The following is a 23970-nucleotide window of genomic DNA, read 5'->3' as shown; positions in this document are numbered from 1 at the left end:
TCGGCGGTACGCGTCGGACGGCGGCAGGCGCCGGGGGACGGTACGCGTCGGACGGCGGTACGTGTCAGGCCTGGGTCGCGGCGGACTTGATCGCGGAGATGTCGAAGCTGAGCTTGACCTTGTCGCTGACCATCACGCCACCGGTCTCCAGCGCCGCGTTCCAGGTCAGGCCCCAGTCGGAACGCAGGATGTTCGTGCTGCCCTCGAAGCCGACCCGCTCGTTGCCGTAGACGTCGGTGGCGGAGCCGTTGAACTCCAGGTCGATGGAGAGCGGACGCGTGACGTCCTTGATGGTGAGGTCGCCGGTGACGCGGTACGTGTCGCCGCCGAGCTGCTCGGCCTGCGTGGAGCGGAACGTCATGAGCGGGAACTTCTCGGCGTCGAAGAAGTCGCCGCTGACCAGGTGGCCGTCGCGGTCGGCGATGCCGGTGTCGACGCTGGCGATCCTGACGTCGATCGAAGCGGTGGAGTTCGCCGGGTTCGAGCCGTCCAGCTTCAGCGTGCCCTCGTGCTCACCGAAGGAGCCGCGCACATTGGTGACCATCGCGTGGCGCACGGTGAAACCGATGCTGCTGTGCGCCGGGTCGATCGTGTACTCGCCGGTGAGGGCGGCCAGGGCCGGGTCGACGGTGGTGGTGGCGGGGGCGTTGTTGTTCCTGCGGCCGAACAGAGCCATGGCTCCTCCTTGGGGACGTGATCGAGCGGGGTCGAAGTAGTTGTTTAACCTTCAACGAGATTGACTCTAGCGCAATCTAGTTCAACCTTCAACATCTAAGTCGGAGTGTGCTCCGGAGCGGCTCGTGAACGCCGGCCGAACACCCGCTCAATTACTGCCCGCCGATGCCGCCACCCTCTGGCGGACGCGCGTAGAACTCGGGCAGTATCTCCCTGTACTTACTTGTCATGAGCAGGAGGAGATCCCCCCATGGTGTCCCGTATGAGACTGCGCCCCGTCCTGACCGCACTCGCCCTCGTCCTCGGCGTCCTCTTCGCCCCGGGCGTCGGCGTCCTCGGCGGTGGTGCCACCCAGGCCCACGCCGTCACCAAGCTCACGCACGCCCAGGCCACCGCCCGGTTCAGCTCCTCCGGGATCACCTGGTCGTCCTCCGGCGGCTGCTCCGACCGCAACGTCGCCACCTGCACCTCGTTCGACCAGCTCAACCTGGCCACCGCCCAGGGCGCCCAGACCCTCAAGAGCGCCACCGGCTGCGCGCTGAACATCACCGGCGGCACCGAGACCGGGCACGCCGGCGGCACGTACTCGCACTGGAACGGCTACAAGCTCGACTTCGCCAAGTCGACCTGCCTCACCAACTACGTCCACAACGTCTTCACCTACATCGGTGTGCGTGGCGACGGTGCCCCCCAGTACCAGTCGGGCTCCGGCAACGTCTACGCCGACGAGGGCAACCACTGGGACGTGACGTACTACAACTGCGGCGGCTGCTGACCTCCGCACGCATCGCCTCGCACGGGGTGCTCCTGTCCGCCGGACAGGAGCACCCCGTGCTGCTCTCCGTGACCGGATTAGCATGGTCAACTGCGAACCAGGAAGGGTGAGGTACCGGTGACAGACGCCGCAGGCCCGCCAACGCCCGGCCGCCGCCGTCCGAACCTGTGGCACTGGCTGAGCCCCCGGGGATCACGGGCGTTCGTACTCGGCGTCAGCATGGCCGTCGGCGGGCTCGCCGGTGGGGTGCGTGCCGCAGTGGCCGGGAAGGGGATCTGGACGGTCGTCGGCGTCTTCGGTGTGGGGGTTGCCGGTGTCGTACTCGCCGTCGCGTGGATCGTGACGTACGCGCGGGAGCGCTGAGTTACACGCGAACGGTCACGGTCACGGTCACCTCGTCGCCCGTCGAGAGCCCCTGCGGCTTGCGGACCGCGCTCTTGAGCGGCAGCAGGTAGCTGCCGTCCTTGGGGAAGAGCGAAGTGGTGAACGCGGTCTCGCCGATGCGTGCGTCCACGGGGACCGCGCCCCAGCCGTACGTGGCGAGCGCGGCCACCTCGCGGATGTCGGCGGCCTGTTCGGCCGGCACGGCGGCGAAGTAGAACGGTGAGGGCCCCCGCCACTCGATGACGCGGCCGGTGAATTCAACGTGCACGTGGTCGATCCTTTCATCGAGGGGCCCGAATGCCGGGCAGCGTACCCTGAGGCCCGTCCGTGCTATCGGGGAGAGTCATGACAAGTAGGTTCACCGAGCTGGCAGTTGACTGCCGTGATCCGGAGAGGCTCGCGGCCTTCTGGTGCGAGGTCCTGGACTTCAAGGTGATCGACCGGAGCGAGGGAAAGGTCGAGATCGGCTCCTGGGTGCCGACCGTCGAGGACGTCCGGGCCCGCCAGATGCCGCCCACCCTGCTGTTCATCCAGGTACCCGAGTGCAGGACCGTGAAGAACCGGCTCCACCTCGACGTCAGCCCGATCGACGGCAGCACCGAGGACGAGGTGACCAGACTGCTCGGCCTCGGCGCCACCAGGACGGATGTTGGCCAGGGCCCGGACCGGAACTGGGTGGTCATGGCAGACCCGGAGGGCAACGAGTTCTGCGTCCTGCGCACCCTCGCACCGCAGAACTAGGTCCTCCCGTCCGGCCATGAGCGGGCACCCGCGGATCAATGCGGGCCGTTGCCATGTCCACGGTTTTGAGCAATCCATCAGGATCCGCGAATGGCAGGTGCCGTTTGATGTACGCAACAGAGCTGACAGAAGCCCGCATCGAGAATGCGAGCAATATCTTGGTCGCACCTTCGATGTTGCAGGGCAATGACTTGATCAAGGACTTCTTCGGGTCCACGATCACGCCGGAGGACCTTGCTTCCGGTTCGCCCGACCTCGCACAGAAGAACGTCTACCTGTGTGGCGACATATCCGGGATCAGTGGCCGTCAACTGCATACGGCTGCCCGGGTATTCGTCATCCGCGAGCTGTCGCACGGCTACCGCGAGGACGCCGACAGACCCTGGACCCTCGTCGACCTCGGCCGAGTCCCCATCCGCGTACACGGCGTCGGCGTGTACTACCGCCGCTTTTTCGGACCCGACGCCGGTCACTTCGGACGGATCAGTGCGGAGCACGAGTTCCAGTCCCTGACGGAGTCCACCAAGCCCGGAACAGCCCATCGCAGCGGAATCTATCTGACGCCCGTCACACGGAACGGTGACGAACTGCATTTCCGCCTGCTCCGCTGCTCCACGAATCTCTCGGGGCCGACCGAGAGCTTCGGCCCGACCGACACGCACATCGTCGATGTTCTGAACCGCGAGGCCGCCGCCGTCTTCCGGAACCAGGCACCGCTGAATCACGTCCTCGCTCAGATCTACCACAACACCCTTGCCACGGCCGAGCGCAAGCAGTCCAAGGCCAAGATCTCGGCCCATGCCGACAAGACCAAGGACATGCCCGTCAACGGCATCATGGCCTTCTGTACCTTCTATGACCGGCTCGAAAAGCTGCAGCCCCTGGCCGAAGACGCCTTCGACTACGGCGTGAAAGGCGCCAGCGGGCTGACCAGACTCCACTTCCGCCTCAAGGGACCGACCGAAGAACACGACGGGGGCGCGCTCCCCCCGCAGTTCACCGTGACGCTCTATCCCGGCTCCGTGTTCTTCATGCCGCTGTCCACCAACCGCCTGTACACGCACGAAATCCGGCCCTCGGCGTTGGACGCCGAATTGCTCCCGACCCGTTTGGGATATGTGGTGCGCTGTTCGAACGCCGAAGCCGTTCACAAGAACGGCCACACGTTCCTCAAATTGGCCGGAGATCTGGTGCAGCTGGAGCCACCCACACCGGCCGGCATGGACGATCTGCGCAGGCGGTACGCCGAGGAGAACAGGACCTCGGCCTTCATCGACTACGGCGATGAATTTCTCTTCAGCATGAACACGGGAGACTACGTTGCCCCCCGAGCCTAGGGTCTCGGACGAGATCATCTCGTGCGCCTTGCCAACGGAGGGAAATCTCTTTGCGGAGCTGTTCGCGTCAGCTCGTTGGGAAGACGTAGGAAAGGGCCGGCGAGGCGCCGTGCTTGCCAAGGTCGACGATGCGGGTGGTGTGCCTCTCGTACGCACGACCACTCGATACGGCAGCCCGACGCAGCGTTTCCGGGCTGTGCACGAACGGCTGGCGCAACAGATTCAAGAACGTGCGGCGATTCCGGTCGGCTTCAACAACGCTCTCATCGAGAGCTACACGAACGCTTACAGAACCATGGGCAGCCATTCCGACCAAGCCCTCGATCTGGCGGACGAGTCGTTCATCGCTGTCTTCTCCTGCTACCAGCATCCTGAAGCGGACCCGCCGAGGAAGCTGATCTTCGAATCAAAGGAGTCCGGTGGCGAGAAATTCGAGATCCCCCTCGCCCACAACAGTGTCGTCGCGTTCTCTGTCGCCTCGAATCGGCGACTCAAGCACAAAATCGTATTGGACGCGCCCGCCCAGGCGGCGGACAACCAATGGCTGGGCGTGACGTTTCGAACGTCAAAGACCCTTGTTCGGTTCCGCGACGGACATGCGTACCTCCCACAGGGCGCGCGCCTCATGCCGGCCGACGATGAGCAGCAGCGCGAGTTCTACCGACTGCGGCGCCGTGAGAACAATGAAACGGACTTCATCTACCCCCTGCTGACGTACACCATCAGCGAGAGCGATCTGATGCCGCCCGTCCGACCTTGAGGGCCCGCACCGGCGCGTCCCGGTGCGGGCCGAAGTCGCCGGGTCAGGCTCCCGCGGTCACTGTGAAGCGGTGCAGGTCGCCTTGATCGCCTGGGCGGGGACTCCCGCGACCAGAGTGCGGGCAGGAACATGACGAGTGACCACCGCGCCGGCAGCGACCACCGCGCCGGCACCGATGGTCACTCCTTGCGTGATCGTTGCTCCCGCACCGATCCAAACGTCGTCTTCGATGATGATCGGGGCGAGGGAGAGGTACTCGCGGCGCTCGGCGAGGGGTAGAGGGTGCCCCCCGGTGATGAGATTGACCTTCGGAGCGATCATGACACCGTTGCCGATCCGAATCCCTCCCCGGTCCATGAACGTGCATCCCTGATTGACGAAGACGTTCTCCCCGAACGTCGTGTTCAGCCCGCACTCGGTGAAGAACGGCGGGTAGATCGTCACCGACTCCGGGAGCGGGCCACCGAACACAAAAGACAGTAGTTCCGCGCGCCCTTCGCCGTCGCTAAACGGCAGCACGTTCAGCCGGGACGTCGCATCGGTCACCTCCACGACTCGCTCCATATGACGCGCGAACTCGGGCTTCTGGACGTACATGATCTGATCTGTGCGAGTAGACATGCGTTGATCCCACCACCCTGAAGAACTCACAATCAAACAACCTCGCGTCCAACCAGCAACAACTTTTCGTTGTGACATTAGGGTGGGAGTGTGGATGTTGAAGCGATGCGGACGTTCGTGACCGTCGCCGAGACCGGCCAGTTCCAGGCGGCGGCGGACGAGCTCGGGATCAGCCAGCAGGCGGTCTCCAAACGGATCGCGACCCTGGAGAAGCACCTCGAGGTCAAGCTCCTGGTGCGCACCTCCCGCGGCTCCCGCATGAGCCTGGACGGACAGGTCTTCTTGCCGCATGCCAAGAAGGTCCTGACTACCGTCGAGCAGGCAGAGCAGGCCGTGCGCCCCGGCAGTCGACCCTTGCGCGTCGACGTTCTCAACCGGCGCATCGCACCTGCCCAGGCCGTCTACCGGTTCTACCGCTCCCACCCGGAGATGGACCTCGACGCCGTCACGCTGAGTGAAGAGAACGCCGCCCAGGCCACCCGCGCGGTGCTCGATGGGACTGTCGACGCGTCCTTCCGTGCTCTGCCGGCAGGCCAGGTCCCGGCCGGGATCAGCGCCGAAAGACTCCTGGACGCACCCCTTCAGCTCCTGGTCGGACCCGGCCACCCGTTGGCGGACGCGCCCTGGGTCAAGCCTGCGGACCTGGCCGGCCACCGCATCTGGATCCCCGGGATCATGCCTGGCACGGAGTGGGCGGCGTTTTACCAGGCACTGTCCGAGGTCTTCGGTCTGAGCGTCGACGCGCTCGGCCCCAACTTCGGTGACGAGGCCCTGATGGACGCGCTAGCCGACTCGGCCTCGCTGGCCACCCTCGTCACTAGCGGGGACCGGTACCTGTGGCCCCAGACCCACGACCTGCGGCGCATCCCGTTGCACGAACCGACCCCGGTCTACCCACACGTGCTGCTGTGCCGCACCGGAGACCAGCACCCCGTGCTGGCCGCGCTACGCGACCATCTGCGTACCTCAGGGCCGCGAACCCCGGACGACGTGTGGGCACCGGACTGGATAAACCGCTGACCAGACAACCGATTTAACGGACACGCCAGTGAAGAGACGGCGCGAACAGCGTTGAGGGATTTTCGGCGGGAAAATACATCTCATTTGGAATCGGTTATGTTCATCGTCGGCAACTCCAACTTCACCCTCCCCGGCGGCGGCTGAGTCTATCGACCGGATCGAGTTTGCCGAGGATCGGGGCGGAGTTGCGTGGCGTGAAAGTCGAGAGTGCTAGTAAATGTGTACCTACATGTTGCATGTTGGCTTCAGTGGTGAGCTGCGTGAACGCTGGCAGCAGGCCGGGATGGCTCCCAGGTTCCTGTTTGAGCGTCTCGTTGGAGTGATTTCGCCCGCGCTTGCTGCGGAACCCAAGATGCATGGCGATGGTCTGCACTTCCTCGGTGCAAACTTCGACTCAGAAGATTTCTTTGTGCAAGTCCTCGTGGACGAAGGAGTAAATTCCGGGTGGCCATACCGGATGGTTCCAGCGCACGTGAGGATCCTTCCCCGAGGCGAACATGACGAGGATTATTTCGCGAAGCGTATCTGTGATGAATTCATCGCGAACGGGGAATACTTCGTGCTCCTCGGAGAAGAGGACGCGGGGGTTTTCATTTCCTCGAACTTTGCGGACGGCTTGTAGAGCTCAGGGCCCGCACCGGCGCGTCCCGGTGCGGGCCGAAGTCGCCGGGTCAGGCCCCCACGGTCACCGTGAAGCGGCGCGGGTTGCCGTCGTTGGCGGCGCCCGAGACGTCGGGTTCGCCGTCGGGGCGGACGTCGTCGTAGGGGAAGGCGTAGCCGATCGGGGTGTTGGCGTGGACGACGCGGGACCAGTGGTTGGTGGCCGGGCCCCGGTAGTAGTCGGCGGCCGAGGTGCCGTTCGGCTGGTCGGGGTGGGTGAGCATCAGGGAGCGGTTGAAGCCGGAGGCCAGGCGGGCCAGCAGGGCCTTCTTGTCGTCCGGGTCGCCCGGGTTGTTGGCGAACGGGCCGTGGTTGCAGGTGAAGACGTCCTTGGAGACGGGCTTGGTGAAGGTGTGCCCGCCCTCGAAGGTCAGGAGGTCCCCGTTCACCCGGCCGGTGCGGACGCCCCGGCCGCCCTGGAGGTCGATCCGCAGGTCGGTGGAGCGGTACTTCTCCCAGACCCGGTCGATGTAGGAAGTGAACACGTCCCGGAACGGCATCTCGTCCGGGCGGTCGAAGAACGGTGCCATCAGGTTCTGCGGCGAGATCACCCGCAGTACGTTGCCGTCCGCCCCGCGGATCACCAGCTTGTCCCACGGCCGGCCGTCGGCGGCGGCCTGGGCGGTGAGGCCGTCCGCGATCCGCTGCACCGCGCCGTCCGGGAGTGGCGCCACGGTGTGCGTCGCGTCGCCGGCCAGGGTCAGGCCGATCGGCAGCGCGGTGACCAGGTCGACGTAGCTGATGTTCGCGTACAGCTGCTGAGGGTTGAAGGTGAACTCGCAGAACGACCAGGTGCGGCCGTAGTTGGCGTCGGTGGACGTCGCGAACGCCGGCTCGACCAGGGCGGGACCGGGATTGAGGTAGAACGTGAGCGTGTCGTCGCGTACGAAGTAGACGCGGGCGCCGTACATCTGGGGGAGCGTGAGCACCACCGGTCCGCCACCCACCGGGTTCAGGGGGATGGCGCAGTCGACGGGCAGTGGGGTCTGCGGGGCGGCGGGGGAGTCGGGCCGGTAGACGCTGCCGTCGGCCCGCAGCAGCACCCAACGGTCGGTGCCCTGCTCGTGACCGGTGACATAGGCGTTGATCCTGCCCGGCAACGAACGGTTCTCCAGGGCGAGTTCACAGGTTGCGGGGGCGGCGGACGCGCTCGGGCTGAGGGCGCTGCCCCAGAGGGGGTAGGTAAGGGCGGTCGCGGTGGTGGCGGCGCCGCCCGTCAGGAACATTCTGCGCGAGATCACGAGAGACTCCCGAGGTTTGTGGGGGGTCAACCACTCTCGTGAGGGCCGCATCAGGCGTCAAGACTTATGACTGAGAGCGCTCTCAAGAACGGGAAGTCTTCACAACTCGACGCAGTGCGGAGGAGGTTGCGGCCCGGCGTACCGGGCCGTAACGCGATCAGACCGTGGCGTTCAGGAACGCGGTCCAGGCGGCGGGGGGAACGGTGAGAACGGGGCCGTCGGTCACCTTGGAGTCACGGATGTGGACGGCGGTGGGGTGGGCGGCCACCTCTACGCAGTCGCCGCCCTGGCTGCCGCTGTAGCTCGACTTGTGCCAGTCGTAAGCGACTTCGATGCAGTCGCCTCCCTGGGGTCCGCTGTAGCTGGACTTGAACCAGGCGAGGGTGGCAGTGCGATGGGCCGGATGGGCTGCGCGGGTCATGTCTCTCCAAGCAGTTCGTCCAGTAGGCGCGCGCTCTTCTCGACGGAAAGCGCCTGCGAACGAAGCATCCCATAAATCTGCTGGAGCACACTGACGTCGTCGGGGTCGTCGTGCAAGTAGCTGGTCAGCTGTCCCTCGACATAGGCGAGATGGTCGTGGTCGGGGGTCTCCAGCAGCACCATGGGCCCCTCAAGCCCGGCGTGCTTCGGTAGTTTCCTCGGCATGATCTGGAGGCCCAGGAAAGGGAGCTCCATGCAACGGCGCAGGTGGGCGATCTGCTCCCGCATCCTGGAGGGATCGCCGATCTCGCTGCGCAGGATGCTCTCCTCCAGGATGAAGTGGAGCATCGGGCGGGGCTTGCGTTCCAGGAGACTCTGCCGGTCGAGCCGGGCAGCCAGCCGCTCCTCCAACTGGTCCTCTTCGAGGGGTGGGTACTGGCAGGAGAACAGGAAGCGGGCGTACTCCTCGGTCTGGAGCAGCCCCGGCACCACCTGGTTCTGGTACGAGAGCAGGGTCAGCGCCCCCTGCTCGTAATCGATGAAGTCTTGGACGAAGACCGGAAAGCGCTCCTTCTTCGGAACCCTCTCCACCGCAACCTGCAACGCCCCCTTTGTGTCCAACAGTTCGTCCAGCTGGACCGCGAAGTCCCATTGCAGCGCTCTGCGTCCCTGCTCGATCGACGCGATCGTGTTGTCGCCCACCGAGCACTGCTCGGCCAACGCCGCCTGTGTCATTCGGGCCGCCTTGCGGAACGTCGCCAGCTGGGCGCCGATCAGGTGCCAGGACGTGATCCGCTTGCTCTTCTTCTTTGCCGGTTGTATGAACTGCCTCTCCCCGTCGCGAACCTCGAATGACCCGTCAGGAGTCGTACAACGGAGATGTACGACCCCACACGCTGCTCAACCGTAGTGACCATGTGTGACGTTGGCTGCGTGAACGAGACAACCCAACTCCCCCACATCCGCGAGGTGTTCCACCGCCGGGAACGCCGATCCGTGCCACTCGTACGACAGTTCGTGCGCGAGGCTCTCGTCGACTGGGCGTGCGACGACCGGGTCGACGACGTGTTGCTCTGCGTGAGCGAACTCGTCACCAATGCCCTGCTGCACGGCGTCCCGCCCGGTCGCGGGTTTCGGCTCCGGCTCCAGCTGGAACCGGTCGGCCGGACCCTGCGCGTCGAGGTCCACGACAGTGGTGACGGGGAGGTCCGGGTCGCCGATTCCTGGACGGATTCCGAGGAGGAAGGGGGCCGTGGGCTGCGGCTGGTGGCGGCGCTCGCGGACAAGTGGGGGGTGGGGGAGCGGAACCCCGGCAAGGTGGTGTGGTGCGAGTTCGCGGCGTCGGTGGGGTCTACCGGCGTGGGCGGTACGTGGGCTATTCCTGGAGCGGCGGCCCTCGACGGGGTCGCTTCCGGTGATGTGGAAGGAGCCCTGCCGTGGACGGCTGGTACGTGGACGATCGCTGCACCAACTGCGACGTCGCCCGACAGTTCGCGCCCGAGCTGATCATCGAGGAGGAAGGGGCGTCGCGGATTCTGCGGCAGCCGGACGACGACGCGGAGAACCGGCGCTTACACGCTGCCGTCTTTGCTTGTCACACCCGGTCCATCCGGCCCGCGTCCGGACAGCCGGACCCCTCGCTCGACCCGTTCCCGATGGCCCTGGACGACGGCGTGCTGGTCTGCGGGCACAACTCCACGCACACCGCCGGTGCCAACTCCTATCTGCTGCGGAGGCCCTCCGGCACGGTCATGATGATCGACACCCCGCGCTGGAGCCCGGGACTCGCCGAGCGGTACGTGGCGGCCACGGGGCCCGTCACCGACGTACTGCTCACCCACCGGGACCACGTCGCGCACGGGCGTCGCTACGCCGACCACTTCGGGGCCAGGCTGTGGATCCACGAGGGCGACCTCGACGCGGTTCCGGACGCGGACCAGGTGATCCGGGGGCTCGACCCGGTGGAGATCGGCGAGGGTGTCACCGCCCATCCGCTGCCCGGTCACACCCGGGGCAGCGTGCTCTACCTCGCGGACGACCGGTACTGCTTCAGCGGTGACAGTTTCTACTGGTCGCGGACGACCGAGGACCTCGAAGTCGTGGAGAGCGTGACCTGGTACTCGATCGAGGAGCTGGCCGCCTCGCTGGCGCGGACGGCGGGGAAGCTGCGGTTCGAGTGGGTGCTGCCGGGCCATGGTGACCGGCGCCGGCTGGACGCCGACGAGATGTCCCGGCGACTGGTCGCACTCGCGGACCGCGCGGCCCAGCTGCGCCCCCAGCCGATCGACTTCACGGCCCTGCGCTGGTGAAATCCCGTCCCCCGTCGGGCTCGCCCGGTGTCCACAGGCGTAGCTTCTCCGGGTTGCGGACCACCCAGATCTGGGTGGCGCGGCCACCGGAGGCGTCGAACGCCGCCACGGTCGCGGTGACGCCCGCGTGCTGGGCGATCAGGCCCGGCGCGCCGGCCACCGAACGCTCCAGGAGCCGCAGCCCGGGAGCCTTGTCGGCGATCGCGATCATGTACTGGGCGATGCTCGCGCCGCCCTCGACCGGGCGCAGCACGGTGCCGACCAGGCCGCCGCCGTCGGCGGTCATCACGGCGCCGGGATCCAGGAGGCCGACGAGAGCCGTGATGTCCTTGGCCTCCCACGCCTCCTTCACCTGCCGCACCACCTCGGCCTGCCCCGCCGTCGCGCCCGCCGGAGCGCGCTCGGCGTGCACTCGCCGCCGGGCCGAACTCGCCAGCTCCCGGCAGGCCCCCGGGGTGCGGCCGACGATCCCGGCGATCTCGGGAAAGGAGTAGCGGAACACGTCGTGCAGCACGAAGGCGACCCGCTCGGCGGGCGTCATCGACTCCAGGACGACGAGGAAGGCCATGGTGACCGACTCGTCCAGGGTGATCAGGTCGGCGGGGTCGGCGGTGTCGGGGCCGCGCCCGTCGGCCCACTCCCGGCGGTCGGGCAGCGGCTCGGGCAGCCACGCGCCGACGTAGCGCTCGCGCCGGGCCCGCGCCGAGCCGAGCACGTCCAGACAGATGCGCCCGGTCACCGTCGTCAGCCAGGCACCGGGCGACACGACGGCCTCCCGTTCGCTCCGTGACCGCGCGTACCAGCGGGCGTACGCCTCCTGCACGGCGTCCTCGGCCTCGGCCAGCGAACCGAGCAACCGGTAGGCGATGTTGATGAGTTGGCGTCGCTCACCGGCGACGTCCGCCGCGCTCCACGCGGGTGCACCCCTGGCCATGACCACTTCCCCCCGGGCCCGCCGTTCTCGTTCCCGCCTTGCATTTCGCGGAGCTGTGTCGTCGGGCTGGTGAGACCTTATCGATCCACTGCTTCCGGGCGGACAAGGGGACGGCATCATGACCACGACGACAGGGACGACCACAACGACAGGCACGGACGCGGCGCGGCGGGCTGCCGCGTTCCTGCGGATATCGGTCGCCCTGCAGACCCTGACCATCTTCCTCCAGGCGGTGAGCGCCGGTGTGCTGCTGTCCTCGTCGCACGGTGAGCTGCTGCACGGCATCGGGGCGCGCGTGATGTACGGGGCGTCGATGCTGTACGTGCTCGCCGCGGTGCTGGCGTGGCGGCCGGGCGGTGGTCCGGCCCGTCCCATCGGGTACGCGTCCGGCTTCCTCGTCCTCGCCTCGGTGCAGGTCGTGCTCGGTATCGCGCGTGTCCCGTCGGTCCATGTCCCGCTGGGCGTCCTGATGTTCGGCCTGAGCGTGCTGGCGCTGTCCCACCACACCATGGGAGCGCCGCGCGAGGTCCGCCGCTGAGATCGCGTACCGGACCGGACACCTACCGTCCACTTGGACTTACGCAACGCGGTTGTTGGACTGGAGGGCTCCGAGTCGTCGCAGGTCGTTGACGGTGTCCGGTCACGGGGACTACTCAGGGCACATGTCGCGAAGATTCACTTCGGCGGGCGCTGTCGCCGCCGCCTCAGCCGCCGTCCTGGCGCTGGTGGGGACCGCGCTCCCCGCCACCGCCGCCTCCGCCCCCGCACCCGCCGCAGTCGGGCCGGCCGTCCCCGCGGGCGCCACCGTCATCGGGTCCGAGCAGCTCTCGGTCGCCGTCGCCGACGACTTCCCGCGCGTCCTTGCGTACACCGACAAGGCCACCGGCAGTCAGCTGTTCGGCAGCACCCAGCCGGTCACCGCCGTGACCCTGAACGGCACCGCGCACCCGGTGAAGCTCAAGGGCGCCCCCGTGGTCACCGCCTCGGCCGCCCGCTACACGCTGGTCTTCACCGACCTGCCCGGCATCGAGATCGACGCCTCGCTCTCCGTCTCCGGACGCGCCACCACCTTCAAGGTGACGGCCGTCCGCGACACCGAGACGTTCCGCGTCGGCACCATCGACATCCCCGGCCACGACCTGGTCTCCGTCGGCTCCACGGACAACGGCGGGGCCACCGCCTTCACCCGGCTGGACAACGACTCGACGAAGACCGCCGACGTCTTCTCGAAGGTCACCGCGGACACCGCCGCCGACAAGGCGCCGGTCGGTGCCTCGTACGCGTTTCTCAACACCGGTTCGCTCGCCGCGGCCGTGGAGTCCAACTCCTCGTACGACAAGCCGTCCGGCGCCACCGGCGGCGACGACGCCCGGTTCTGGCACCAGGCCCGCAAGGCCGACGACGGCAGCGTCCGGGTCGGCGTCTGGTCCGGTCAGTGGACCTACCGCGGGGACGGGGCACCGAAGCCGGAGAGCGGGAACAACCTGCCCTGGGCGAAGGTCGTCGTCACCCCCGACGCCAACGGTGACAAGGCGGTCGACTGGCAGGACGGAGCCGTCGCGTTCCGCTCCATCGGCGTCGTGGCGCCCGGCAGCAAGGACACCGCGGAGCGGGTCGTCACCCACATTCCGTTCAACTTCGCCAGCCAGGCCACCCACCCCTTCCTGCGCACCCTCGACGACGTCAAGCGGGTCTCGCTCGCCACCGACGGCCTCGGGCAGCTCGCGCTCCTCAAGGGATACGCCTCCGAGGGCCACGACTCCGCCCACCCCGACTACGGCGGCGACTACAACAAGCGCGCCGGCGGGCTGAAGGACCTCAACGCGCTCCTGAAGGACGGCAAGAAGTGGGGCGCCACCTTCGGCGTCCACGTCAACGCCACCGAGGCGTACCCGGAGGCCAAGGCCTTCGACGAGAAGCTCGTCGACAAGACCAAGCCGGGCTGGAACTGGCTGGGCCAGAGCTACTACATCGACCAGCGCCGCGACATCAACAGCGGCGACCTGGCCAAGCGCTTCCAGCAGCTGCGCGACGAGACGGACCCCAATCTCAGCCTGCTCTACATCGACGTCTACTACTCGCACGGCTGGATCGCGGACAAGACCCTGCAGTCCGTGCAGAAGCAGGGCTGGAACGTCGCCACCGAGTGGGCCGACAAGTTCGAGCGCGGCTCGCTCTGGTCGCACTGGGCCAATGACCTCGACTACGGCGGCGCCACCAACAAGGGCCTCAACTCGAAGATCATCCGGTTCATCCGCAACGGCGAGAAGGACGTCTGGAACAACGACCCGGTCCTCGGCCAGACGGCCATCGAGGAGTTCGAGGGCTGGACCAACGAGACCGACTGGAACGCCTTCTCCAGCAACATCTGGCAGCGCAACCTGCCAGCCAAGTACCTCCAGCACCAGAAGATCACCCGCTGGGACGGCAACGACATCACCTTCACCGGCGGTGTCCGGGGCACGGTCGAGGACGGCAAGAGGACGTTCTACGACCACGGCCGCAAGGTCCTCAGCGGCACCGACTACCTGCTGCCGTGGGACGGCGGGAAGAAGCTGTACCACTACAGCAAGTCCGGCGGTACGAGCAGCTGGGCGGTGCCGTCGAACGGCACGTACACCGTCTACGAGCTCACCGACAACGGCCGGGTCAAGACCGGCACGGTCAAGCCCGTCGACGGGAAGATCACGCTGACCGCCAAGGCGGGTCAGCCGTACGTCCTCTACCCGCAGCAGGCCCCGAAGGCCGCCGACCCCCGGTGGGGCGAGGGCACCCCGGTCGACGACCCGGGCTTCAACGACAAGGGGCTGACCGCCTGGTCGAAGACCGGCACCGTCGCCCGTGAGACCGACGCCAAGGGCCTCACCAGCGCCCAGCTCTCCGGCAGCTCCACCGCCGCGCTCTCGCAGCGCGTCGACGGCCTCGCCCCCGGCAAGCGCTACACCGCGTCCGCGCTCATCGAGGTCCAGCCCGGGAAGAGCCGGCACACCACGCTCTCGATCGGCGGGAAGTCCGTCTCGGTGGACCGCTCCACCGCGAAGGACTACGTCGCCGCGTCCGAGCGGCACGGCACGTACTTCCAGCGGGCCAAGGTGAACTTCACCGCCCCCGCGAACGGCAGCACCACCCTGCGCATCGAGGCGGCCGACGGCAGCTCCGCGAGCGTCCGGGCCGATGACGTACGCATCGTCGCCAACGCCCCGGAGACGAAGGCGAACACCCTCTCCTACGAGGACTTCGAGGCCGTCGACCAGGGCTGGGGCCCCTTCCTCAAGGGCGACGCGGGCGGCTCCACCGACCCCCGCACCGTCATCTCCCAGCTGCACGCCCCGTACACCCAGGCCGGCTGGAACGGAAAGCTGATCGACGACGTGATCGGCGGCAAGGAGTCCCTCAAGTCCCACGAGGAGAACTCCGGACTCGTCTACCGCACCGCCCCGTGGACCGTGCCGATGACCGACGGGCACCGCTACAAGGTCGAGTACGACTACCAGTCCAGCCACGCGGGCGCCTACGAGTGGGTCGACGGCTACGACCGGATCACCGCCGAAGGAAAGCCCGGCTCGGTCGAGACCCGGACCACCGCCATCGGACAGCAGCGCACCACCGGCCACTTCGCCGAGACCGTCACCGCGGGCTGCGGCGACGCCTGGACCGGGCTGCGCAAGCGCGACGACGCCCCCGACGGCGCCGACTTCGTACTCGACTCCTTCACCGTGACCGACCTCGGCCCGGCCCCCGACTCCGAGCAGGCCGCCTGCGGCACCCTCACCGTCGCACCGGCCGCCGAGACCCTGGAGCCGGGCACGGCCAACACCGTCAAGGTCTCGTTCACCAACTACGAGGCGACGGCGGCGACCGGCGTCGCACTCAGCCTGACCGTGCCCGAGGGCTGGACGGCGGAGCCCACCGGCGCCGTCACCTTCGACTCCGTCGCGGCGGGCGCCCAGGTCACCGGCAGCTGGCAGGTCACCCCGCCGGTGGACGCCAAGTACCAGACGTACGGCCTGAGTTCCGAGGCGCAGTACACCGTCGGCGGGGCACGGCGCACGCTCGGCGCGCAGACCTCCGTACGGACCCTGCCGCCGCCGCCCACCACCGACAGCTGGGCCAGCGACCTGGACTGGACGGCCTCCCAGAACGGCTGGGGCCCGGTGGAGAAGGACCTCTCCAACGGTGAGACCGGCACCGGCGACGGCTCCCCGCTGACCATCGGCGGCACCGTCTACACCAAGGGGCTCGGCAGCCACGCGCCGGCGAGGATCCGCTACTACCTGGGCGGGAAGTGCACCTCGTTCACCGCCCAGGTCGGCGTGGACGACGTGCAGAAGAGCGCCGGCAGCGTGCAGTTCTCCGTCACGGCCGACGGCACCGAGAAGGTGAAGTCGCCCGTGCTGAAGGCGGCCGACAGCGCCTGGTCGCTGACGGCGGACGTCACCGGGGCCAAGTACGTCGAACTGGTCGTCGGCGACGGCGGCGACGGCAACGGCAACGACCACGCGGACTGGGGCGACGCCCGCTTCCACTGCGGCGGCTGACTCGATCCGATGCGGGGCGGGGCAGTCCTCGGCGGACTGCCCCGCCCCGCATCGCGCGTACGGTGGCGGCTCCCGCTCCGTGACACCGGATGGGCATGGAGTGACCGGAGTGTGTCCGAGGTCTGGGAGCGGCCCCCGCTGCGCGCGTATTCTCGTGCGGCATGGGGGAGCTGAGGGCGGACTGGCGGATCCGATTACGGCGGGACGACGCGAACGGGCCGGTCTGCGGCGCCGGTGTGCTGCTGACCCAGGACCGGGCACTCACCTGCGCGCACGTGGTGGGGGAGCCGGACGCCCGGATCTGGGTGGAATTCGCCGAGAACCCCGCCATCGCCCCGGTCGGGGCCCGCGTCGCCGAGGGCGGCTGGCTGCCCGGTCTCGGCGCGACCCGCGAGGACATCGCCGTACTCGCCCTGGACAGCCCGCGCCCGCACGCCACCCCCGCGACGCTCGAACGGCACCTGGAGCGCGGCGGCGAGGTGTGGATCGGCGGCTACGCGCGCTCCTTCGCCGACGGGATGTGGCTGACCGGGCGGATCAGCGGAGCACACGGCGCCTGGATCCAGCTCGACGCCGCACGCAACGAACAAGTGGTGAAACCCGGGTTCAGCGGCGCCGCCGTGCAGGTGCGCGGCGGACCGGCCGGAACGTCCGAGCGGGTCGTCGGGATGGTCGTCAGCTGGCGCGGCGACCTCGATCTGGCGCTGCCCGCCGACAACGACCTGGCGTTCTCGTACATGATCCCGATCGACCGGATCGCCGAACTCGTCCCACTGGTCGCCGAGTTGAGTGGCCCGGACGGCTGGGACCACGGCCTGGACCGGCGGCTGCGCAGATGGTTCGCCGGGGGTGAGGAACCCGCGGTGCGCTTCAGCGTCGTACCGCACGGCGGCGGCCGCGACCGCACGCTCAGGCACCATCTGCACCGCGCCCATCTCGTCTACCGGGGCGGCCGCACCGCCCCCGAGGACTTCGTCGGCGAACTGGTGACCAGGCTGCGCCCGCCCCGCCACCAGGCCCAGGCCTACCGCGAGTGGCTGCTCACGGGCGGCACCCCGCCCGAGCGGGCGGCGGACGGCGGGCGGGGGAGCTCCGGGCCCACCCTCGCCGTGGTCGGGCTCGACGAGGACCGGCGGCCGCACCGGCTGGTGCCCCTGCTCGCCCGGGTGCGGACACTCGGCTTCCGGCTGCTCGTCATCGTGCGGGACAGCGGCGGCGACGAAGTGGACGAGGTGGTACGGCAGTTGCTGGTACCGGCCCTCGACGAACGGGCCGTCGAACTGGTCCGCCGCGTCGAGGAGATCGAGAAGCAATGGGCCGGGCTGAACGGCCTGGTGGAATCCGCCTCCCTGGGCCCCCGGCCGCGCACCGAGGCGGCCCGCCACCGACAGCAGCTGGCCCGGCTGCGCACCGTCGGCGACCCGCGCGAACGGCTCTCCGCCCTGCGCGCCCTGCTGCGTGAAGTCCGGGCGGAGCTGGAGCGGCACGGCCGGGCGGACGTACCCGGACCGCGCGGCGAGCACGGCCGGGCCGGCCGCCGATGAGGATCCCCTGCCCGCACCGCCGGTTCACCGGAGCCCCCTGCGACGGCGCGGTGCGGTCCACCGGCTACTGCGACACCTGCGGCCGCTCCGAGGACGGCCCGGGACTCCCGCCGCTGCCCACCGCCCCCGACCGGTGCGGCCCCCGGCAGCTGCTGGAACTGCCACGGCTCGACCCGAGCACCCCCGACCAGCGGCTGAGCGCCGCCGTGACCCGGGCCCACGTCCGGATGAGCTGCTCGTCCAAGTCCTGCGCCACCTACTTCGTCGCCCCGTACACAGCCGCCCCGCCGCCCGACGAGGGCCACTGCCCCAGGTGCGGCGCCCCCTACTCCTACCGCCCCGAACTCGACCGGGACGGTCCGCTGCTCCAGGGCCAGTACCGCATCCTCGGACCCATCGCCCACGGCGGCCAGGGCTGGGTCTACCTCGCCCGCGACACCCACCTCGAAGACCTCGTCGCCGTGAAGGGGATGCTGAACCGGTACGCGGAACGCGGCGCCGCCCAGGCCGCCGAGGAGCGCCGCAGCCTCGTCGCCATCCGGCACGAACGCATCGTCCAGATCCGGGACTTCGTCAGCACCGTCAGCGCGGACGGCACGGTCTCCGGCGGCTACATCGTGATGCAGGACGTCGGCGACCGCACCCTGTCCGCCGTCGTCGAGGCGACCCGGCAGGGCAACTTCGTCCTCGACATCGAACACGTCATCACCTACGGCTGCCAGATCCTCGAAGCCCTCGCCCATCTGCACGGCATGGGCTTCCTGTACGGGGACATGAAGCCGTCCAACGTCGTCCACCAGCACGAGGGCGTGAAGGTCATCGACCTCGGCGGGGTCCGCAAACAGGGATCCACCGAACCGCCGCCCGTCATCACCCCCAGATACGCCGCGCCCGAGATGGTCAGCGGCAGCCCGCTGACCGTCGCCCACGACATCCACACGGTCGGCGCGACCCTGGCCGAACTGGCGGGCTGGGCGGTCGGCGACGACGTACCCGGCCTCGGCACCAGCTCCTTCCGGCTGGTGGTGGAACGGGCGACCGACCAGGACCCGGAACGCCGGTTCGCCGACGCGGAGGAGATGGCGGGCCAGCTGCGCGGGGTGCTGCGAGAGATCCGGGCGCTGCGCGGCAAGCAGGACCGGACCGAGCCCTCCGCCTACTTCACCCCGTCCACCCGGCTGCTCGGCGGGCGGCTGGGCACCGTACCCGACTACGCGCACTGGCTGGAGCGCACCCCGCACCGCCGCGACCTGACGCCCCGGGCGCCCGCGCTGGACACCGGGCTCCCCACCCCCACCGAGATCGCCCGGCGGCTGCCGGTGCCCAGGCCCTACCCGGGGGACCCGGAGGCCGCCCGGTTCCTGGTGAGCAGCTACGACCCCGGACGGCTGCTGGCCCAGCCCGCCGAGGGCGAACAGTCGGTGGAGATCTGTCTGCACAACGCCCGGCTGCTGCTCGGCCGGGAGGGCGCCGAAGCCCTGAGCCTGGCGCGCGAACAGGTGGCGGCGGCTGACGCCATACCCGGACCGGGGCCGGTGCGGCAGTGGCGGCTCAGCTGGCACTGGGGGCTCGTCGCGCTGCGCAGCGCGGAGGTACTGGACGACCGGCGGCAGCTGCTGGAGGCCGCCCTGGAACACTTCGCCGCCGTCCACCGCGCGCTGCCCGGCGAGTACGCCGCGAAGCTGGCCCTGGCCTACGCCGCGGAACAGCTCGGCCCGGACCGCCCGGCCGGTCCGATCCCGTCGGCGTACGAACTCTTCCGGGCCGTGCACGCCCGCAACCCCTCCCACGTCGGAGCCGCGCTGGGCCTGGCCAGGCTGGCGCTGGAGCGCGGCGACCGGGACGCCGCGGCCGAGGTCCTGGACCTGGTGCCGGACGAGTCGCGGGACCACACCGTCGCCCGGATCGCCGCGCTGCGCATCCGGGCGGCCCGGCTCGCTGCGGGCGGGCGGCCGCTGCCCGGGACGCGGCGGATCGACGCCGTGCTCGCCGCGGTCCCGCTGCGCGAGGGCGGCCACGGGCCGCATCCGGCGTCCGTGGTGACGGGCGACGAGTCGGCCCGGCTGCTGCGCACCGAACTGTACGAGTGGAAGCTCGACGCGGTCCGGGCCGAGGCCGGCGACCCGCGCCACGACGGGCACTGGTGGCGGCGGGGACTGCCACCGCCACCGGTGCCCGGGGAGCGGGCCGTGCGGGAGGACCTGGCCCGGTGCTACCGCTGGATGGCCCGGCAGTGCAGGGACACCGCCGACCACGAGAAGCTCATCGACCTCTCGCACGCCGTCCGCCCGCAGACCCGCTACTGGTTCCCGCCCCGGCGCCGCACCCCTGGAGGCAGTTGAATGGGCCGCACCGCCGCGTCGCCCGGACTCGGAATCGGCCTCACCGTCCAGGTCGCGAAGAAACAGCGGCCGGACCGGGACGCCCGGATCGACGCCCATGTGCGGGTCCGGGCGGTCGCCGCCGGGCCGCGCGACCGGGTGCCCGCCGTCGACATCGCGCTGGTCATCGCGGTGGACGTGGCCGCCGGGCGGCGTGACGCGGCCGTCGCCGCGCTGACCGGGGCGGTGGGCGCCCTGCCCGACGGAATCTCGTACACCGTGCTGGGCGGCGGCGGAGAGCAGTGCTACCCGCTGCGCGGCCGGTGGGCGCTGGCCGGGCCCGACGACCGGCACCGGGCCGTGTTCAGCGTCGGACGGATCTCCGCGTCCGCCGAGGGGCAGGAGCCGGCCGGCTACACCACCTGGCTGGCCATGGCGCGCGAACTCTTCGCCGAACGCCCCCTTCCCGTACGGCACCTGGTGCTCGTCACCGACGGCGGCAGCCGGGGCGAGGGGGACGACGCCAACCACCCGGACAGTGAGCTGAGCATCGAACTGGCCGCATGTGAGGGCGAGTTCACCGCCGATGTCGTCGCACCGGGGGTTGGCTGGGACCCGGCCCCGCTGCTCGCCGTCGCGGAACGGCTGCACGGCACCGCCGTGTCCTCGCCCGACGCCTTCGCCCCCGCCGTCGCCACCGCCCTGGTCAGGCTGCGCCGGGTCCGCAGCCCCGAACTCCCCATCGTGGTGACGGTGCGCCCGGCGGTGCGGGAAGTGACCCTGACCGAGACCGCACCGCACCAGCAGCGGCTGGAGCCGGACCGGGTCCGGGACGATCCGCACCGGCTGGAGTTCCGCACCCACCAGTGGCAGCCGGAGTCCCGCGACTACCTCCTCACCCTCCGGGCCGACGCGGGCAACGACCCGCTGGGCGTGCCCCTCCAGCTCGCCGCGGTCTCCGTCGGCGGCGCCACCGAGCCGGTCGTGGTCCGCTGGCTGCCGTCGGGCACCGCCGCGGACACCGCCCGCATCTCCGGCGCCGTGGGCCGCAACATCCACACCATGAACGTCTCCACACAGATGCGGACCGCCCTCAACCACGGGTACGCCGCCCTCGACCTGGAGAGCCGCGAGCGGGCCGAGGCACAGCTCGGGCTCGCCGTCCGGCTCGCCACCGAGATCGCCGCCGACTGGGTCCTGGACGAGGTCCGCAAGGTCGCCCGCATCGTGGACGGCCCCCAGGGACGGGTCCGGATCGGATCCGCCGTCGACCCGGGCGCCGTCCGCCAGGGGATGCTGAGCATCACCTCCGGACACCCCGTGGAACTGCCCGCCTTCCCGGCACCCGGGCCGGGGACCCGCTGCCCGCACTGCGACCACCCGGCCGGACCCGCCGCCGTGTTCTGCATCGACTGCGGGAGGCAGCTGTGAGCCCCGGACCGGTCCGCCCGCGCAGGAACGCCTACCGCTCCCGGACCCGGCGGCTGCTGGAATGGCACCTGGCCGCGCTGCTGGTGACCGCCCTGGTCTCGATGACCGCCCTGCTCGTCTCGTACCGCGAGGTCCAGATCTCGGCCGGCGAGATGCGCACCCGCGGCGCCCCGGCCGTGCAGGGCGTGGCCGCCACCCAGCTCGCCCTGCTGCGCGCCCACGAGGAGGCCCGGACATCCGTGCGCGAGCGCATCGCCGATGTGGTCGGCGCCGGCGCGCGGTACGAGAACCAGCTCGCCGCCGCCGACCAGGGCCTGTCCCGGCTCTCCGACGTACAGATCGACGGGGACCGCGGCCGCGGGGTGCTCGAAACCGTGAACGGGCTGCTCACCTCTTACAGCAGCTCCATCACCCCCGGCGCGGTGAAGTACGTGCGGGACGAGCCGATGCAGCAGGAGAAGTTCGAGGAGGCCGAGACCCTCCTCACCCGCAAGGGCACCGGTGTGGTGCCGCGTCTGGACGTCCTCCAGGGACACCAGATGGCCAGGATCGACACGCTCACCTCGATGAGCCCCCTGCGGTGGACCGGCTGGGCGGTCGCCGAACTCGGCCTGCTTGCCATGGCCCTGATCACCCTCTCCGCGCTGTGGACGCTGCGCACCCGCTGCGGGCACAGCCGCGATCTCTGTCTGCTGGTCTCGCTGCTGGCCGTCGTCTTCCTGGCGACGGTCCCGCTGATCGCGACGAGCAACACCCAGGACCGGCTGGGCGAGGCCCGCGACGGGCTGGTCCTGATCGAACAACAGGCCCGGAACCACGCCGACCTGGCCGAATCCCAGCAGGACGTCACCAAAACGGCGACCGAGGTGCGCGCCGGGCTGGCCGCCCAGGGCTGGCAGAGCGGCATCTACTACGGGGCGCTCGCGGCCGGCGCCCTGGTCGTACTGCTGCCCGCCGTCGGCATCGGCCGGCACCTGAACGCCGACTACTGGAGGGCCGGATGACGGTGCGTGCCCGGGCACTCCTGCTCCTGCTGTGCCTGGCGCTGACCGCGGCGGGCTGCGGGCTCGCCGCACCCGGCGGCAGCGACGAACAGCCGAGGGTGACGATCCTCGGGCCGTGGACCGACATACAGGAGACGCACTTCAAGGCGGTCCTGGACACCCTGGGCACCCCGTACACCTACCAGGGCACCGCCGCCACCCGGGAGGTCCTGCTCGCCGCCGTGCAGGCCGGCAATCCGCCCGACATCGCGATCCTGCCCGGCGTCGGGGACCTCGTCGAGTACGCCGCGGAGGGGCGGCTGCGCCCGCTGGGCGGCAAGGGCGCGGCCGCGAAGTACGGCAGACCCTGGCAGCCGGAGGCGAAGGGCATAGAGGCCAATCTCTGGGTGCCGCTCAAGGCCGACCTCAAGTCCCTCGTCTGGTACCGCAAGGGCAGCCCGCCGCCGGCCCGCCCCGCGTCGCTCGCCTCCTGGTGCATCGGCATGGGCGACGACGGCGCGTCCGGCTGGCCGGGCAGCGACTGGATCGAGGACCTGATCCTGCAGAATGCGGGCCCGGTGCTGTACGAGCGCTGGGCGACCGGGGGCCTGGAGTGGACGGACGACCGGCTCGTCGGCGCCTGGAGCCTGTGGGCCGGACTGCTGGCCCAGGACGCGGAAGCCGCCGGCCGGGCCATGCGCGAAGACCACCGGGGAGAGCCCGGCGGGCACGGGCTGCTCTTCGACGAAACCAAGAAATGTGAGCTGGAGCACCAGGGCTCCTTCGCCCGGTTCTTCTACCGGGACCGCAGCGGGCAGGCCGCCGTCACGGACTCCGCGCCGCTGCTGCCCTCGGGCCCCGGGCTCAAAGGCCGCGGGCTCAAGGGCCGCGAGGTGTCCGCCGACTTCGCCGTGCTCTTCGGCGACTCCGCACAGGCCCGTGATCTGCTCACCCGGCTCACCTCGCGCGGGGCCCAGCAGGAGTGGGGCCGCCGGGCCGGGGTATTCTCGCCGAACTTCCGCGTGCCTGCCCCGAAGGGGACCGTCGAGAAGCAGATCAGCGACCGCCTCACCGACCAGCGGGTGCCGCTCTGCCTGGACGCCTCCGATGTGATGCCCGCCGCCGTGCGGGACGCCTTCTACGAGGCGGTGCTGCTGACCATGGCCCACCCCGACGCCCCGGTGCGACCCCGGCTCGCCGACGTCCAACGGGTCCAGGAGGCCCAACCGGACGACACCCGGAGGCTGACAGGGGTGTGCAGCAGACCACAGTGAGT

22 protein-coding genes and 1 pseudogene are annotated in these 23970 nt (G+C 69.8%); 16 read left to right on the top strand and 7 right to left on the bottom strand.

Features of this window, described 5'->3' with window-relative positions; genetic code table 11:
• Nucleotides 1–64: 64 nt before the first annotated feature.
• Complete coding sequence (locus OG842_RS11400; RefSeq protein WP_266729494.1) at nt 65–676, bottom strand: YceI family protein; 612 nt, start codon at nt 674–676, stop codon at nt 65–67.
• A 249-nt stretch (nt 677–925) separates the two neighbouring features.
• Here OG842_RS11400 and OG842_RS11395 point away from each other — a divergent pair, with 249 nt between their 5' ends.
• Together OG842_RS11395 and OG842_RS11390 are read left to right on the top strand one after the other, a co-directional pair.
• Entirely contained in the window at nt 926–1450 is a 525-nt protein-coding gene (locus OG842_RS11395) for a hypothetical protein (RefSeq protein WP_266729493.1), read from the top strand.
• Nucleotides 1451–1567: 117 nt separating this feature from the next.
• On the top strand, nt 1568–1813 hold the full coding sequence (locus OG842_RS11390) for a hypothetical protein (protein WP_266729492.1): 246 nt from the start codon (nt 1568–1570) through the stop codon (nt 1811–1813).
• Between the two features lies 1 nt (nt 1814).
• Here OG842_RS11390 and OG842_RS11385 read toward each other — a convergent pair whose 3' ends face one another.
• Nucleotides 1815–2102, bottom strand: a complete 288-nt coding sequence (locus OG842_RS11385) for a DUF1905 domain-containing protein (RefSeq protein WP_266729491.1) — start codon at nt 2100–2102, stop codon at nt 1815–1817.
• 77 nt (nt 2103–2179) lie between these two features.
• Between OG842_RS11385 and OG842_RS11380 the strand changes: the two genes are divergently transcribed.
• From OG842_RS11380 to OG842_RS11370, 3 genes are all read left to right on the top strand, one after another.
• Nucleotides 2180–2575 (top strand): VOC family protein, encoded by a 396-nt coding sequence (locus tag OG842_RS11380; RefSeq protein ID WP_266729490.1) that lies wholly within the window; start codon nt 2180–2182, stop codon nt 2573–2575.
• A gap of 107 nt (nt 2576–2682) precedes the next feature.
• On the top strand, nt 2683–3912 hold the full coding sequence (locus OG842_RS11375; RefSeq protein ID WP_266729489.1) for a hypothetical protein: 1230 nt from the start codon (nt 2683–2685) through the stop codon (nt 3910–3912).
• Nucleotides 3896–4672, top strand: coding sequence for an alpha-ketoglutarate-dependent dioxygenase AlkB (locus OG842_RS11370; protein WP_266729488.1), 777 nt, complete (start codon nt 3896–3898; stop codon nt 4670–4672). Before OG842_RS11375 ends, OG842_RS11370 begins: the two co-directional genes overlap by 17 nt.
• 57 nt (nt 4673–4729) lie before the next feature.
• Here OG842_RS11370 and OG842_RS11365 read toward each other — a convergent pair whose 3' ends face one another.
• Nucleotides 4730–5269, bottom strand: coding sequence for a DapH/DapD/GlmU-related protein (locus OG842_RS11365; RefSeq protein WP_266729487.1), 540 nt, complete (start codon nt 5267–5269; stop codon nt 4730–4732).
• A 114-nt stretch (nt 5270–5383) separates the two neighbouring features.
• Between OG842_RS11365 and OG842_RS11360 the strand changes: the two genes are divergently transcribed.
• A complete protein-coding gene (locus tag OG842_RS11360) occupies nt 5384–6313 on the top strand; it encodes a LysR family transcriptional regulator (RefSeq protein WP_266729486.1) in 930 nt (309 codons plus the stop codon).
• Between the two features lie 229 nt (nt 6314–6542).
• Nucleotides 6543–6935, top strand: coding sequence for a hypothetical protein (locus OG842_RS11355; protein ID WP_266729485.1), 393 nt, complete (start codon nt 6543–6545; stop codon nt 6933–6935).
• Between the two features lie 49 nt (nt 6936–6984).
• Here the strand turns inward: OG842_RS11355 and OG842_RS11350 are convergent, their stop codons facing one another.
• The 3 genes from OG842_RS11350 to OG842_RS11340 form a co-directional block, all read right to left on the bottom strand.
• Nucleotides 6985–8199, bottom strand: a complete 1215-nt coding sequence (locus tag OG842_RS11350) for a glycoside hydrolase family 64 protein (RefSeq protein ID WP_266733531.1) — start codon at nt 8197–8199, stop codon at nt 6985–6987.
• A gap of 172 nt (nt 8200–8371) precedes the next feature.
• Entirely contained in the window at nt 8372–8635 is a 264-nt protein-coding gene (locus OG842_RS11345; protein WP_266729484.1) for a DUF397 domain-containing protein, read from the bottom strand.
• On the bottom strand, nt 8632–9396 hold the full coding sequence (locus OG842_RS11340) for a helix-turn-helix domain-containing protein (RefSeq protein ID WP_266733530.1): 765 nt from the start codon (nt 9394–9396) through the stop codon (nt 8632–8634). The genes OG842_RS11345 and OG842_RS11340 overlap by 4 nt, the downstream gene beginning before the upstream one ends.
• Nucleotides 9397–9567: 171 nt before the next feature.
• Between OG842_RS11340 and OG842_RS11335 the strand changes: the two are divergent.
• Together OG842_RS11335 and OG842_RS11330 are read left to right on the top strand one after the other, a co-directional pair.
• Nucleotides 9568–9969: pseudogene (locus OG842_RS11335) on the top strand (ATP-binding protein); the annotation flags it as partial.
• Between the two features lie 101 nt (nt 9970–10070).
• The gene (locus OG842_RS11330; RefSeq protein WP_328512197.1) at nt 10071–10943 is read left to right on the top strand and encodes an MBL fold metallo-hydrolase; all 873 of its coding nucleotides are present in this window, start codon (nt 10071–10073) and stop codon (nt 10941–10943) included.
• Here the strand turns inward: OG842_RS11330 and sigJ are convergent.
• The gene (gene sigJ / locus OG842_RS11325; RefSeq protein ID WP_266729482.1) at nt 10924–11877 is read right to left on the bottom strand and encodes an RNA polymerase sigma factor SigJ; all 954 of its coding nucleotides are present in this window, start codon (nt 11875–11877) and stop codon (nt 10924–10926) included. The two genes, OG842_RS11330 and sigJ, sit on opposite strands and share 20 nt — an antisense overlap.
• 118 nt (nt 11878–11995) lie before the next feature.
• Between sigJ and OG842_RS11320 the strand changes: the two genes are divergently transcribed.
• The 7 genes from OG842_RS11320 (at nt 11996) to OG842_RS11290 (ending at nt 23968) form a co-directional block, all read left to right on the top strand.
• Nucleotides 11996–12415, top strand: a complete 420-nt coding sequence (locus OG842_RS11320; protein ID WP_266729481.1) for a hypothetical protein — start codon at nt 11996–11998, stop codon at nt 12413–12415.
• 124 nt (nt 12416–12539) lie between these two features.
• Nucleotides 12540–16415, top strand: a complete 3876-nt coding sequence (locus OG842_RS11315) for an endo-alpha-N-acetylgalactosaminidase family protein (RefSeq protein ID WP_266729480.1) — start codon at nt 12540–12542, stop codon at nt 16413–16415.
• A gap of 161 nt (nt 16416–16576) precedes the next feature.
• Entirely contained in the window at nt 16577–17959 is a 1383-nt protein-coding gene (locus OG842_RS11310) for a S1 family peptidase (protein ID WP_266729479.1), read from the top strand.
• A complete protein-coding gene (locus OG842_RS11305) occupies nt 17956–20301 on the top strand; it encodes a serine/threonine protein kinase (RefSeq protein ID WP_266729478.1) in 2346 nt (781 codons plus the stop codon). Before OG842_RS11310 ends, OG842_RS11305 begins: the two co-directional genes overlap by 4 nt.
• Nucleotides 20302–21711: a hypothetical protein gene (locus OG842_RS11300; RefSeq protein ID WP_266729477.1), complete on the top strand. Its 1410-nt coding sequence runs from the start codon at nt 20302–20304 to the stop codon at nt 21709–21711. It begins immediately after the preceding gene.
• Nucleotides 21708–22715, top strand: a complete 1008-nt coding sequence (locus tag OG842_RS11295) for a hypothetical protein (protein ID WP_266729476.1) — start codon at nt 21708–21710, stop codon at nt 22713–22715. Before OG842_RS11300 ends, OG842_RS11295 begins: the two co-directional genes overlap by 4 nt.
• Entirely contained in the window at nt 22712–23968 is a 1257-nt protein-coding gene (locus OG842_RS11290; RefSeq protein WP_266729475.1) for an extracellular solute-binding protein, read from the top strand. The genes OG842_RS11295 and OG842_RS11290 overlap by 4 nt, the downstream gene beginning before the upstream one ends.
• Nucleotides 23969–23970: the final 2 nt, after the last annotated feature.

The organism is Streptomyces sp. NBC_00376 (genome assembly GCF_036077095.1).
Classification (GTDB): domain Bacteria; phylum Actinomycetota; class Actinomycetes; order Streptomycetales; family Streptomycetaceae; genus Streptomyces.
This window is presented reverse-complemented; position numbering and strand designations above follow the sequence as displayed.